This window comes from Parenemella sanctibonifatiensis (genome assembly GCF_002250565.1).
GTDB classification, from domain to species: Bacteria; Actinomycetota; Actinomycetes; order Propionibacteriales; family Propionibacteriaceae; genus Parenemella; species Parenemella sanctibonifatiensis.
The window spans coordinates 155,560-168,797 of record NZ_NMVJ01000009.1 but is presented as its reverse complement, the minus strand read 5'-3'; the positions used below and the strand labels follow the sequence as shown (position 1 = coordinate 168,797).

At 66.3% G+C, this 13,238-nt stretch carries 10 protein-coding genes and 1 tRNA gene; 9 read left to right on the top strand and 2 right to left on the bottom strand.

Annotated elements, in window-relative coordinates; genetic code table 11:
• Position 1: 1 nt before the first annotated feature.
• Entirely contained in the window at positions 2-1,783 is a 1,782-nt protein-coding gene (locus tag CGZ91_RS11360; protein WP_094455252.1) for a site-specific DNA-methyltransferase, read from the bottom strand.
• Between the two features lie 1,112 nt (positions 1,784-2,895).
• Here CGZ91_RS11360 and CGZ91_RS11350 point away from each other — a divergent pair.
• The 3 genes from CGZ91_RS11350 to CGZ91_RS11340 are packed head-to-tail and all read left to right on the top strand — an operon-like array spanning position 2,896 to position 4,947.
• Positions 2,896-3,204 (top strand): hypothetical protein, encoded by a 309-nt coding sequence (locus tag CGZ91_RS11350; RefSeq protein WP_094455248.1) that lies wholly within the window; start codon positions 2,896-2,898, stop codon positions 3,202-3,204.
• A complete protein-coding gene (locus CGZ91_RS11345) occupies positions 3,201-4,043 on the top strand; it encodes a hypothetical protein (protein WP_094455246.1) in 843 nt (280 codons plus the stop codon). Before CGZ91_RS11350 ends, CGZ91_RS11345 begins: the two co-directional genes overlap by 4 nt.
• Entirely contained in the window at positions 3,982-4,947 is a 966-nt protein-coding gene (locus tag CGZ91_RS11340; protein ID WP_144276881.1) for a hypothetical protein, read from the top strand. The genes CGZ91_RS11345 and CGZ91_RS11340 overlap by 62 nt, the downstream gene beginning before the upstream one ends.
• 208 nt (positions 4,948-5,155) lie before the next feature.
• Here CGZ91_RS11340 and CGZ91_RS11335 read toward each other — a convergent pair.
• Positions 5,156-5,241 (bottom strand) — tRNA-Leu (locus CGZ91_RS11335).
• Between the two features lie 257 nt (positions 5,242-5,498).
• On the opposite strand from CGZ91_RS11335, the gene CGZ91_RS11330 reads away from it, so the two are divergent.
• From CGZ91_RS11330 to CGZ91_RS11305, 6 genes are all read left to right on the top strand, one after another.
• Positions 5,499-7,427, top strand: coding sequence for an outer membrane protein assembly factor BamB family protein (locus CGZ91_RS11330; RefSeq protein WP_094455242.1), 1,929 nt, complete (start codon positions 5,499-5,501; stop codon positions 7,425-7,427).
• Positions 7,428-7,561: 134 nt separating this feature from the next.
• On the top strand, positions 7,562-8,266 hold the full coding sequence (locus CGZ91_RS11325) for an FhaA domain-containing protein (protein WP_094451553.1): 705 nt from the start codon (positions 7,562-7,564) through the stop codon (positions 8,264-8,266).
• The gene (locus CGZ91_RS11320) at positions 8,266-8,736 is read left to right on the top strand and encodes an FHA domain-containing protein FhaB/FipA (protein WP_094451552.1); all 471 of its coding nucleotides are present in this window, start codon (positions 8,266-8,268) and stop codon (positions 8,734-8,736) included. Before CGZ91_RS11325 ends, CGZ91_RS11320 begins: the two co-directional genes overlap by 1 nt.
• Positions 8,736-10,211, top strand: a complete 1,476-nt coding sequence (locus tag CGZ91_RS11315; protein WP_094455240.1) for a PP2C family protein-serine/threonine phosphatase — start codon at positions 8,736-8,738, stop codon at positions 10,209-10,211. The genes CGZ91_RS11320 and CGZ91_RS11315 overlap by 1 nt, the downstream gene beginning before the upstream one ends.
• A complete protein-coding gene (locus tag CGZ91_RS11310) occupies positions 10,211-11,674 on the top strand; it encodes an FtsW/RodA/SpoVE family cell cycle protein (RefSeq protein WP_094455238.1) in 1,464 nt (487 codons plus the stop codon). The genes CGZ91_RS11315 and CGZ91_RS11310 overlap by 1 nt, the downstream gene beginning before the upstream one ends.
• Positions 11,671-13,110 carry a peptidoglycan D,D-transpeptidase FtsI family protein gene (locus CGZ91_RS11305; RefSeq protein ID WP_094455236.1) on the top strand — a complete coding sequence of 480 codons (1,440 nt, stop codon included), beginning with the start codon at positions 11,671-11,673 and terminating at the stop codon, positions 13,108-13,110. The genes CGZ91_RS11310 and CGZ91_RS11305 overlap by 4 nt, the downstream gene beginning before the upstream one ends.
• Positions 13,111-13,238: the final 128 nt, after the last annotated feature.

Here is a 13,238-nt window from a genome sequence, read left to right as displayed (position 1 = left end):
GTCAGTTCACCGTCCCCTTCGGGAACATGTCCTCAGGAGCCTTCTTGATCCGCGACCCCGGCGACAGTCGCTGGAGCAGGTCGCCCGCCTCCGGCAGGACACCCTTGGCTACGATCACGGCCTTCTCCTTCTCGCCCAAGTGCTCGACCACCGTGCGCACCACCGTCTCGTCCGCCACGCCGTCGATCACCGCCAGCCGCTGGCGCTTTCGAACTCCACAGAACACCGGATCGTCCGGCGTCAAAGTGAACTTTAACTGCCCTGCGATGGCCTTCGACCACGCACCGTTCGTCGCCTCCGGGGACAAGTACACCGAACCATCTTCGTCGTCCACCTCGTACATCGAGGGACCCATCTTGGCAACAGTGAACCCGCCGCCACCGCGCCAATGGGTCGTGGTGCTGTTCCGTGTTCTGAGAGATTGAGACATCCGGCTGATAGTCGCCTCATCGAGACCTTCTAGATCTGACACAACCTTCTTCAGTTGCCTGACGAACTCCGCTGCTTCCTCCGGGGTTAGCGTCCCTGCCAGCGTCCCGCTGGCCGCGATACGTTGCGTGGTTTGGCTGATACCACCAGTGTCTGAACCATCAACTACCCGCCTAAGTCGCGGCAGCAGGAACTGGTCTACCGTAGACCGCTGCAACTCGACCGTGACCCACCGACGCCCCATTTTGTGCGCCACCGCTGCCGTGGACCCCGAACCTCCGAAGAAGTCGAGAACGAGGTCCCCCTGATTCGTGGCGATCGTAATGATCCTGCGCAGAAGGGACTCCGGTTTTGGCGTGCTGAATACCTGCTTCGCGGGCAGACCGAACAGTGCTTTCAGTTCGTTCTTTGCTTTTCTATTACTGCCCGTCTCGGAAACCTCGTCCCAGAGATCAGACGGCGGGAGGTCGCCCTGTTCTCGTAGATACGTACGATAAATAATCCGCGTACCCTCGTCGTTGAAACGAATAGCGCCGTCCTCGATCATCCGATCCATCGTTGACTGCTGCCAACGCCAACCGTGAGGCGGGTGCCGAATCGTGTTTCCCTGCGGAGACACGATGTCGTACATCAAGTTCTCGCGAGGATTTGGAGAACCCAAGGGGTTGCCGTCAAACCAAGGGCCCCTCGGATCGTTGTCGGGATTGCGGTAGTGGCTAGATTGCTTGACATTGCGCTCTAGGCCATTCGCTGCCCAGCCAGCATTCAGGCTGTACACAAGAATGGTGTTGTGGTCATTGGAGAATCTAGCATCGTCATAGTTTCCAGTATCCGCTGATCTCCATATCACCGATGACACGAAACACTCGGGTCCGAACTCCTCGTCTAGAAGCACCCGCATGCGATGAACTTCACTGTGATCGAGGTGGACCCACACTGAGGCGTCGCCAGACAAGAGGGGTTTAATGTCGCGGATGCGGTCTCGCATCATCGTCAGCCAGATTGAGTGCTCCAACTGATCCACGTAGTGCTCGAAGGTCTTCTCTGTGTTGAACGGCGGGTCGATGTAGACCAACTTCACCTGACCGGCGTACTTGTCGTGGTACTCGGGGATGGTCACCAGCGAGCGGAGCGCGTCACCGGAGTCCCCGATGATGAGCAGGTTCTCGTTCGCCCCAGTCGGACCGTCGACCTCACCGACCTGCTCCAGCACCTCGATGGACTTGACCTCCAATGCCCGAGGGTCATCCGGGTCCACGAAGGAGTAGTCGTACTTGCCGTCCTCCACCGGGATCAGGGCGGAGTCCTTGCCCATCCACGTGAGTTCGAGCCGTCCCTTGGGGCTGCGCTTCATCTACCCTGCCTTGCTGTCGTCATACCTCTGGAGGCGTCCTTCTGATCGTAGGTGGAGAGACCGACGGAACGGGCCAGGCGTGGCCGACCAGCCCTCACCCGAGGCGTCACACGGCACCTGATTCCAGCCACGCCTCCACCTGGGGCAGCAGCGTCTCTGCCTCCCCTGGCGCACGGCCAACGTCTTTACGAAGCGCTGCTTGGACACCAGCACGGTCCAGTCGATGCGTTCCCAGCCCTTCTGGTCAGCCTTGACCCTCATCTGCCTGACAAGCGCTCGGGGCTGATCCGGGCCAGTAAGAGCGTTTCCGCCTGCGACGGGCGAAGAGGCTGCTCGTAGTTATCCGAGCCACCCGACTCGGGAGGTTTGCCTCGTGGCGGCGGGACGGGCTCCCGAAAGGGCGTTGCGGGGAGGGGGAACCTGTTGCCACTGTCACAGTGCTTACGAACACAACGGAGGTAGGCCGTGCCCAAGGATTTGGTCATCGGGGGCGTGGTCATGAGGACCGCCCAGGACGTGCTGGACAACTACACCCCCGAGAGCGAGCGTGTGCCCTCAGAGGTCTGGCACACGGTCAGGCCGCTCGCAGTCAGGGCAGTCTCGAAGAGCACCTACAGGGCTCCGACCAGCGTTCACTTCGCGCTGCGGATCACCGCCCGATTCCTAGCTTGGGCTCTGGAGCAGGACCTCCCTCTCGACCCCGAGGTGATGTTCACCCCGCAGCGGGTGGAGCAGTACATCGCGGAGGGCGAGGGCACCTCCTCTCGGCACAGCCAAGGCAACTACCGCGCGGCCCTCACCAACGTCGGCAAAGGGATCACGAGGCGTGCGCCCTGGGAGCCGGATCGGACCCAGTACACCAATCACGTCCGACTCGCTCCGCCCTACACCGAGCCCGAGATGGCGGGCTACTGGGACGCGGTGGAGCAGCAGAGCGACAAGGGCGCGCACATCCTCCGCAGCCTGTTGGTGCTCGCGCACGGGGGCGGCCTGAAAGTGCCCGAACTCATGGACATCACTGCACACGACATCTACTTCCTCGCAGGTGCGCCGTTGCCTCGATCAAGGTCGCGGACCGGATCGCGCCTGTCCTCACGCAGTACACCGAGGAGTTGCGAGCCCTGTGTGCGGCTCGTCCCGAGGGCCCGATCATCGGGACGCAGAAGAAGAAGTCCAACGGCACCTTCGCTAACTTCCGCAAGGCGATCAAGACCCCCGCCTATCTCCCGACGCTCACGGCCAGCCGATTGCGCACCACCTGGATCAAGGACCTGCTGGACAACGGGGCCTCCCTGGCCGAGGTGCAGGCAGCAGCCGGAACCACTAGCGCCTCGACCCTGGAGGCCGTCGTTCCTTTCACCAAGCGTAGGTGGGCCGACGACGAGTGGCTCATCATCGCCTCGGGAGCACGTTCGCGGTGATCACCCGCAAGCACTACGACGACCCCCGCTGGCGGGCCAAGACGGCACGCTCGACGGGCGCTCGCGAGTTCCGTCAGGTCATGAAGCGTCTGGAGCGCAAGGGGATCCCGGCGTTCGTCCAGGAGCGCATGGCCGCGACGACGGGTCGCAAGCGTGTTGTGTCGTGGGCTGCTTTCATCCGCCTGTGCACGCTCGCGGCCTTCCACTGTGAGGCCACGTTCCACCTGGTCGACATCATGCACGTGGCCGATGGGCTCACCCCCTCCCAGCGCCGGGAAGTGGGCTTCTCCCGCTGCGATTACCACCACGTCGAGTACGCCTTCAAGACGCTCGCCAAGGCGGGCGATGAGAGCATCTGCCAGGCCACTGGCGAAGTAGGAAATCCTCGGCTCCAGATGTCACTGGACGACTTCATCATCCGCCTCATCGAGACACCCGAAGTTGCCCCGACCTCTCGACAAGCGCTCGACGGCACACTGATCGAGACCCATGCCCGTCGTCGCAGTTGGGCCAAGGATGCCAAGCCGGACTACCAGCAGAAGTCCGACTATCTCGTTCCCGCCGACTTAGAGGATGCACCCAAGGCCAGCAACGCTCCCGGGTTCCCGCGCGTGGCCGAGGATGGGACGTTGATCACTCGGTCGACGGAGATGCCCGGGACCAAGTGCAGACGGGAAAGAACCTCAGCCCCGGCAACGTACGGCTGGGCTACGAGGCCCATTTCCTGGGGACTCACGCGAGCCCGGCTCACCCCTTCATGCACCGCCCATTATTCGGGTGCTCCACCTTGCCCCCGGAAGCACCCACCGTGGCGACGCGGGCATCGCCGTCCTCGATGAGGTGAAGCGGGTGCTGGGGCACACCCCTGACGAGGTTCTGGATGACCGCGGCTACTCCAACTGCAAGGCCCAGAACTGGACCCTGCCTCTGCACGAGCGCGGCATCAAGCAAGTGTTCGACCTGCACCCGAACAACCGAAGAGTCAGACCCGGGCCGATCAAGGGGACTCAGTGGCGAGACGGACTGCTCCTGGTCAGTGACAAGGTGACCAAGCATGATGCGGTCCCCACCCGCTCACCCCTGGAATCTCACGCGATCAAGGACAAGCGCGCAGAGATGGTCGTCAAGCGTCACGCCTTCTCCTTCGGCTTCGAGGACTGGAACCTAGAGAGGGGCACGGTCCGACTGGTGGGACCTGCCGTCCGAGGACAGGTGCGGTGTGTCAACCACCCTGCCTCGATGCGTCTGAAGGCCGTCAAACAGCACTCACGGGGCGGGCGTCGCACCACCCGCCCCACGACCGCCCACGTCCGGGGTGAAGACTGCGCCTGCGGGAAGACGAAGGTCGTCCCGATCACTGAGGTGATCCGCTTCTACCAGCCCTACGTCTGGGGTTCCCCGGAGTGGGAGCGTGCCTATGGCGGTCGCAATCTCTCCGAGACGGCCAACAGCAACTTCAAGGACCATCACGGTCGATTCTCCAAGGGCTCGATCAAGGTTCTCGGTCGCAACAAGATCGCCCTAGCGCTCGCGTTCTTCGTAGACGCGGTGAACACCCGCCTGATCATCAACATGCCCACGGAGTTCTTCGAGCGCTGGACGGGATCGGCTGACCCCTACCTGCCCGACCCCGACGACCCAGCCTGGACCGATCCCGACCACCAGCCGCCTGCGACGAGGGCGGGACCTGAGGGTCGCGCCGTCACCACTTCGCCAGCCACGCTGGAGTCGATCATCTCGTAGCACCTCGCCCTACCAGCCCCTGCCCGGAAACAGCCCGGACGGGGCTTTTCGCTGTCGCGGGCCTGCCGAGCGCCGGTTCGCCACGCTTCACGGGCTCGGTGGGGCACCCGGAGGCGTGACAACGGCCCTCCAACGCAGAACTCCCGGTCCCGGTGACCCGGGACCGGGAGTTCTCTTGAACAAATCGGCTACTACTACTGAATAGCCGTGGTGCGCGAGAGAGGATTTGAACCTCCACGTCCCTAAGGACACTGGCACCTGAAGCCAGCGCGTCTACCGTTCCGCCACTCGCGCAAGCGTGACCGATCTCCGAAAAGATCGAGGTAGCGGGTCCTTTCGGACCGAGACAGAACGGTAGCACGCAGGGGCCGGACGAGCCAATCAGTAGGGGCGCGGCGAACCGTCCCTTCCCCACAGCCGGATTCGTCCCGACAGTCCGCAGACTGACGGCCGCTGTGGACCAGCGCCCCAGCCCCCTCGACCGTGCGAGACTTTACGTCGAGGACCCGCGCCTTCCGTAGCCTTCAACACAACCCACAGCTGAGGTGCCCATGCCTGCCCGTCCCGACCATGCCCCTGAGAATCTCGGCCCCGCCTACGCGTCCGCCGCCATCACCGGCGCGTACGTCGAGGGCACCACGCTGTGGACCACGACTCGGTTTGCCCCGATCGTGTTGGCCGCCACCGACCTGACCACCGGTCAGCTGAGCCACCACCAGCTTCCGGCCGAATGGGGCCACGGCGCTTGGGGGCTGACGGTCCACGACGGCACCGCGTACATCGGAACCTACTCCCCGGGCAACCTCGTCGCCGTCGACACCACCACCGGTCAGGCGCGGCTGCTGACCGCCGAGCCGATCGACCGGTTCCTGTGGGGAGTCGAGTACGCCGCAGGCCAGGTGTGGGCCGGCAGCTACCCCACTGGGGCGGCCGTCTGTCTGGATGCGGGCACGGGCGAGCTGACCTCCAGCGGCCCGCTGCGGCCCGGGGCGGCGTACGCCCGCACCCTGGCCGTCGACCCGGAGCAGCAGGTCCTCTATGTCGGTGGCGGATCGCCGGCGACCGTGGCCAGGGTCAGCCTCACCGATCCGCGCGATGTCACCGATGTCACACCGGCTGCGCTCGCCGAGGCGCCGACGGTGATCCGGATCGCGGTGGGACCGACCGAAGTCGCGGTCGGCAGTGACGCCGGCGCCCCGTTCTGCCTGCTGGATCGCGCCGATCCCACGCGGGTGCAGGTCATCACGCAGGGCCCGAATTCCGACCACAGCTACGACACCATCGACGCCATCGCCTGGCTGCCCTCTGAGGATCCCCGCGGCGAGGTCGTCGTCAGCACTCGCCCGGCGGGGCAACTGCTGCGACTGGACCGGACGGCCGAGGCGTTCGTGACGCTCGGTATGCCGGTTGTCGGCGCGGAGACCCGCTTGCTGTGGCACAGCAATGGGCGATTGCGCGGCGCCACCGGCACCGGCCAGGTCTGGAGCATGGACCTGGCCGACCCGAGCGATGCCATCAAGGACGCCAGCGCCGGAGATGTCACGGTCCTCGACCTCGCCGACGCCGGGCATCCGACGCTGCCCGAACCGCTGCAGTCACTGCTGGTGGTCGGCGATGACGTCCACCTCGGCGGACACTTCCAGGTCATCGTGCGGCGCGCCGATGGCAGCGACGAACGCTTCCCGGTGCCGGGCGAGCCGAAGCGGTTGGTCGCCACCGCCGAGCCGGACGGCGACTGGGTCACGATGGCGATGTATCCCTCCACCGAGGTGTGGCGCTATCGGACCGACGCGCCCGCGGCAACACTCACCCGGGTCGGCGTCATCGGGCATCGGCAGACTCGCCCGCAAGGCATGGCCGCCCTGCCGGACGGTCGGATCCTCATCACGACCCAGCCCTCGCTGGGCGACCCGGCCGGCGCCTTGACGGTGGTCGGCGCCGGTGCGACGGGCGGCATCCTCGCCTGTCATGTCGGCCTCGTGCCCGAGCAGTCGCTGCGGGCGATCGCCGTGGATCCCACCGATGGGCGCGTGTGGGTCGGCTCCGACGTCCAGGGCGGTCTCGGATCGGTCCCGACTCACACCGAGTGCGTGGTCGCGCAGGTCAATCCCGACACCGGCGTGTTGGCGTGGCAGGTGTCGTTGCCGGCACCGAACTGTCGCAGCCTCGCCTTCATCGACGGACAGCTGTTGGCCTCGCTGAGCACCGGCGAGATCGTCGCGCTGGACCCGGCCACGGGAGCGGTCGGCGTACGCGCTCCGGCGCCGGGTCACACCGAGCTGAGGGTGGCCGACCGGCGGGGCGAAGCGGTCGTGCTGGCCGCCCATCCCGGCGGGGTGGCGCTGCTGGATCCGGCCACGCTGGCGCTGACGGATCTGATTACCGACGCCGATGCGCGCTGGTACACGGTCCCGGACGCGGGCCTCGACAGCCGCGGTCGCCTGTACAGCCTGGTGGGGACCAACCTCACCCGACGCTGACGCCGGGGCAGGCATTCGTACCCTTGGTATGCGTGGCGGTGGACCACGGTCGCACACACCTAAGCCATCATCTCACTAGACTGCACGTGTTCAGCTGGCCGAGTAGATTGACCGGAAAGCAAGGAGTGGCAGCGTTGGGTGTCTTCGACAGGGTCGAGCGCTCCATTGAGGGCGTCGTGAATGGTGTGTTCGCGCGCGCCTTCAAGGGCGACGTCCAGCCGATCGAGATCGCTGCCCGGCTCCAGCGCGAGCTCGACTCCGAGGCCAAGCTGCTGTCGCGGGAACGTCGACTGGTGCCCAACGAGTTCACCATTTTCTTGTCCCAGCACGACCACGACCGGCTGGTGCCCTACTCCAAGACCCTCAACAACGAGGTGGTCCCGGAGTTGCGTGAGCACGCGGCCAACCGAGGCTACGTCTTCAACGGCCCCATCACCATCAGCTACGAGCTGGACACCAAGCTGCCCACCGGCCGCTTCCGGGTCTCCTCCCACGCGGTCGCCGGTGTTGACTCCAATCGGGAGGCCCGCCCGCCGCGGCCGGGCCAGCTGGTGCTGGAGGTCAATGGCGTACGCCACCCGCTCACCCCGCCCGGACTGGTCATCGGGCGCGGCTCCGACGCCGACCTGCGCATCTCCGACCCTGGCATCTCGAGGCGCCACGCCCAGATCGACGTCCTGCCAGAGGGAGACGGCCTGAAGATCGCGATCACCGATCTGGGCTCCACCAACGGCATCGTGGTGGACGGCAAGAAGACCCGCCACACCGACCTCGGCGACGGCTCCCGGATCGAGATCGGGTCGACCCGGATGCTGGTCCATTCACCGACGGGCACCTGATGAGTGAGCTGGTCATCGCGGCGATCAAGATCGCCTACCTCGCCCTGCTGTGGATCTTTGTCCTGATCGCAGCGAGCGTGATCCGCACCGACTTGTTCGGCCGGGCGGTGTCCTCCTCCGAACTCCCCCAGCAGGGCTCCCTCAATGCCAAGCCGAAGCGGACCCGGTCCAGCCGGCGTACGCCTCACGCCCTGGTCATCACCCAAGGACGCCAGAACGGTCTGCAGACGCCCTTGCAGGACGATCTGCGAATCGGGCGCAGCAACGATTGTGCGCTGGTGCTTGATGACGACTACGTTTCCACCCGACACGCCCGGATCTATCCGGACGGGGAGGGGAACTTCGTGGTGGAGGACACCGGCTCGACCAACGGCACCTATGTCAACGGTCAGCGCATCCAGACGCCCACCCTGATCGGGCTCGAGGACACCGTCCGGATCGGCCGTACGCTGATGAAACTGGTGCCTTGATGCATCTGAACTTCACCTGTCACTCCGAAGTGGGCCTGGTCCGCAAGAACAACCAGGACTCGGGGTACGCCTCCGCCACCATGCTGGTCGTCGCCGACGGTATGGGCGGCGCGGCGGCAGGTGACCTGGCTTCCGCGGTCGCGGTCCAGGAACTGTCCCGCTCCGATGAGCGGATGGCCGACGCGCCCGCCACGGGCGAGGACATGTTGGAGGCGATGGCCGGCGCCATCAGCCGCGCCAATGACCGGATCGCTGACTTGGTCGCCGACGACCACAGCCTGGACGGGATGGGCACCACGGTCTGTGGCGTCATGTTCGACGGCTCCCAGATCGGGCTGGCCCACATCGGCGACTCCCGCGGCTATCTGCTGCGCGACGGCGAACTGACCCAACTCAGTCACGACCACTCCTGGGTCCAGTCGCTGGTCGACCAGGGCAAGCTCACCGACGAAGAGGCAGCGGTCAACCCGCATCGATCACTGCTCCTCAAGGTGCTCAATGGGCAGCCCGGCAACGAGCCCGACTTGGAGCTTCTCGACGTACGCGAGGGCGACCGGCTGCTGTTCTGTTCCGACGGTCTGTGCGGACTGGTTGACAACGACGTCATCGCAGAACTGCTGGCCGAGGGTGATGTGGAGACCGCCACCGACGCCCTCGCCGAGGCAGCCCGGGCCGCTGGTGGCATCGACAACATCACCGTGGTGGTCGCCGACGTCGTCCCCGAGGACCCGGAGCTGGCCCCCATCAAGGCCGGCGCTGCCGCGACCACGACCGTTCCGGTGGTCGAGCCGCGCACCATCAGCATCGAGTCCAATCGACCCAGTGACGACGACGGCACCAGCGCGATCATCCCGGCCGCCCCCAAGCCCAAGGGCTATCAGGAGGCGACCGAGGAGGACGACGACGAGGACGAGCGGTATCGCCCTCGGCTGGGTGGCTGGTTCAGCCGGATCATGTGGGGTCTGGGCACCGCGGTGGTGATCGCTGGGCTGGTGTTGGGCGGTTTCTACGGCGGCCGCTGGTATCTCGACCAGCAGTACTACGTCGGCGCCGAAGGGGATCAGGTCGCCATCTACCAGGGCGTACCGGGCTCCTTCGCCGGGATCCAGTTCTCCCACGTCCACACACCTCAGGACATTCTCGTCACCGACCTGTCGCCCTACTACCAGCAGCGGGTCGGCGAGAGCATCCGCGTACCTGACCTGGTAACCGCGCAGGAAACCGTGAGCGTGCTGCGGGAGAATGCGACCTTCTGCAAGGCCCAGCGGGAGGCGGCCAACCAGCCGCCGGAGCCGGAGCCGACCGAGCCCGCCCCGCCCGGCGAGCCTGCCCCGCCCGGAGAACCCGCCCCGCCCGGCGAACCCGCCCCGCCCGGCGAACCTGCGCCGCCGGCACCCCCCGCACCGCCAGTGACCACTCCGACCCCGACCGCCACGACCGCCCCCGGACCGGCGCCGGCACCGAACGAGTGCTGATGAGCGACGGGTCGCTCATCGTCGTCTATCGACGTCGCCGACATGTGGAGCTGCTGCTCTCCCTGTTCGCGGCGGCGATGGGGCTGGCCGCGTACGTCACGGTCCACCTCAACCGCGACGGCGTACTGCCCGACAACCTGCCGGTCGCGGCGGCCCTGTGGTTCGGCGCCGCGGTCGTGCTGCACCTGGCGGTGCGGTGGCGGCTGCCGTACGCCGACCCGCTGATGTTGCCGATCGTGCTGCTCCTCAATGGGATGGGGCTGGCGATGATCCACCGGCTCGACCTCAGCACGCGAGCCACGAACGCCCCGACCCAGCTGATGTGGACCCTGCTGGCGATGGTCGGCTTCATCGCCGCGATCATGGTGCTGCGGCACTACCAGGTGATGGCCCGGTTCCCCTATCTGTGGTTCGGGCTCGGCATCACGCTGCTCTTCCTGCCGCTGGTGCCGGGGCTGGGCCGCGAGATCAACGGCTCCCAGATCTGGATCGGGATCGGCCCCTACTCCTTCCAGCCCAGCGAGATCGCCAAGATCGTGCTGGCGATCGCGTTCGCCAGCTATCTGACCGACAAGCGTGACGTGCTTGCCCTGGCCGGTCGCCGACTGGTGGGCGTCGATCTGCCCCGAGCCCGCGACCTGGGTCCGATCGCGATCATGTGGGCGGCCGCCGTCGGCATCTTGGTCTTCCAACGTGACTTGGGCACCTCGCTGCTCTTCTTCGGCCTGTTCGTGATGATGCTCTACGTCGCCACCCAGCGCCCCGGCTGGCCAATCTTGGGCGTCGGGATGTTCCTGCTCGCCTGCTATGTCGGCTATCTGGTGTTCGGACACGTGCAGGTGCGCGTGAACGCCTGGCTCGACCCGTTCTCCGACTTCGACCGCAACTACCAGATCATCCAGGCCCAGTACGGCATGGCCGCCGGCGGCCTGCTCGGCACCGGACTGGGGCTGGGCCGTCCCGAGCTGATCCCGGTGGTGAAGTCCGACATGATCACCGCCGCCTTCGGTGAGGAGCTCGGCGTCACCGGTCTGATCGCGATCATCGTGCTGTATGGGCTGCTGGTCGCTCGCGGCCTGCGCAGCTCACTCATCATCCGCGACCCCTTCGGCAAGCTGCTCTCGGCGGGCCTGGCCTTCGTGTTCACGCTGCAGGTCTTCACCATCGTCGGCGGCGTCACCCGGCTGTTGCCGCTGACCGGCCAGACCACGCCTTTCCTGTCCCAGGGCGGTTCCTCGATGCTGGCCAACTGGCTGGTGCTGGCGCTGCTGATGGTGATCTCCCACAACGCCCGCAAACCCCAGCTGGGCCACACGCCCGCGCCCGCTCCGTCGCTGGCCGGCGACACCACCCAGGTGATCGGCCGCCGCGGCGCCTTCCAAAACGCCTCCCAGGACACGCCGACCAGCCAGCCCACACCGCAGACTCATCCGAAACCACCAGGTCAGGGGAGTTCAGCATGAATCGACCCATCCGTCGCGTCGCCATCGTGGCCGGACTGTTCTTCGCCCTGCTGCTGGGCCAGATCACCTTCAACACGGTGGTCCGCGAACCCGACCTGGTCAACGACCCGCTGAATCGGCGTACCCGCGAGGAACAGTTCTCCCAAAATCGCGGCGCCATCCTCGCCGGCGGCCGTCCGATCGCTACCACCACGCCCACTGACGACCGCTACAAGTACCAGCGCAGCTACCCCGACGCCGAGTTGTACGCCCCGATCACCGGCTACTACTCCTTCTCCTACGGCCGCAGCGAGTTGGAGGCCTCCTACAACGAGGCCTTGGCCGGCCAGGGCGACGCCCAGGCGCTGTCACGTTTCGTCGACCTGGTCACCGGGCGTACGCCGCAGGGCGCCCAGATCGAAACCACCATCGACCCGCGCGCCCAGCAGGCCGCCTTCGAAGGCCTCGACGGCCGCAAGGGGGCGGTGGTCGCGATGGATCCGCGTACCGGAGCAATCCTGGCGCTGGTGACCAGCCCCAGCTATGACCCCAACGAACTGGCCAGCCACGACTTGGGTGAGGCGCAGGATGCCTGGGAGCGGCTGCAGGGTGCCGACGGCAGCCCGATGGCCAACCGCGCCGTACGCGAGACCTATCCGCCCGGCTCGGTCTTCAAGCTGGTCACCGCTGCCGCGGCGCTGGAGAACGGGATGAGCCCCGACACCCTCATCGACACGCCCGAGCAGCTCCGGCTGCCCGGCACCCAGACCTATCTGCCCAACCAGACCGACTGCGGCAACAGCCAACAGACGCTGGGCCGGGCCCTGGAACTGTCCTGCAACACCAGTTTCGCCAACGTCGGACTCACCATCGGCGAAGATGCTCTGCGCGGCCAGGCCGAGGCCTTCGGCTTCGGGGAACGGCAGCTGTCCGACCTCAATGGTGCCGCCAGCCGCTTCCCGGAGAACCCCGACCAGGCCCAGCTGGCGATGAGCTCGATCGGCCAGTTCGACGTCGCGGCGACCCCGCTCCAGATGTGCATGGTGCTGGCGGGCATCGCCAACGGCGGCTCGATGATGGAGCCCTATCTGGTCGACACCGTCCGCGCCCCCGACCTCAGCGTCATCTCCCAGCACCGCCCCACCGAGCAGAATCGGGTGATGTCGCAGGAGAACGCCGACGCGCTGGTCCAGATGATGGTGGGCGTGGTCGACAACGGGACCGGCGCCCCGGTCGCGATCGACGGCATGCAGGTGGGTGGCAAGACCGGCACCGCGCAGAGTTCCCCGGACCGCCCCCCATACGCCTGGTTCGGCGCAGTGGCGCCGGCCAACGACCCGCAGATCGTGGTGGCCGTCTTCGTCGAGTCCGCCGACGTACCCCGTAACGAGATCGGCGGCGGCCGGATCGCCGCGCCGATCGCCAAGCGCGTCATCGAGGCGGTGCTGGAATCATGAAGCGTCCCATCGCGGGAGCCCGTCAGCGTGAGGCTCAACCTCAGGTGCCGGTGAGCAGGGTTCTTTCATCTTGTTCTCACACTGATGATCCACAATGGCCTGTGGTGGTCATGGACAGGTCAACCCAA

Bases quoted from the DNA above. Each gene is read 5' to 3' on its own strand.
- CGZ91_RS11320 (WP_094451552.1), top strand. From the start codon at position 8,266: ATGAGTGAGCTGGTCATCGCGGCGATCAAGATCGCCTACCTCGCCCTG.
- CGZ91_RS11330 (WP_094455242.1), top strand. From the start codon at position 5,499: ATGCCTGCCCGTCCCGACCATGCCCCTGAGAATCTCGGCCCCGCCTAC.
- CGZ91_RS11305 (WP_094455236.1), top strand. From the start codon at position 11,671: ATGAATCGACCCATCCGTCGCGTCGCCATCGTGGCCGGACTGTTCTTC.
- CGZ91_RS11310 (WP_094455238.1), top strand. From the start codon at position 10,211: ATGAGCGACGGGTCGCTCATCGTCGTCTATCGACGTCGCCGACATGTG.
- CGZ91_RS11315 (WP_094455240.1), top strand. From the start codon at position 8,736: ATGCATCTGAACTTCACCTGTCACTCCGAAGTGGGCCTGGTCCGCAAG.
- CGZ91_RS11360 (WP_094455252.1), bottom strand. From the start codon at position 1,783: ATGAAGCGCAGCCCCAAGGGACGGCTCGAACTCACGTGGATGGGCAAG.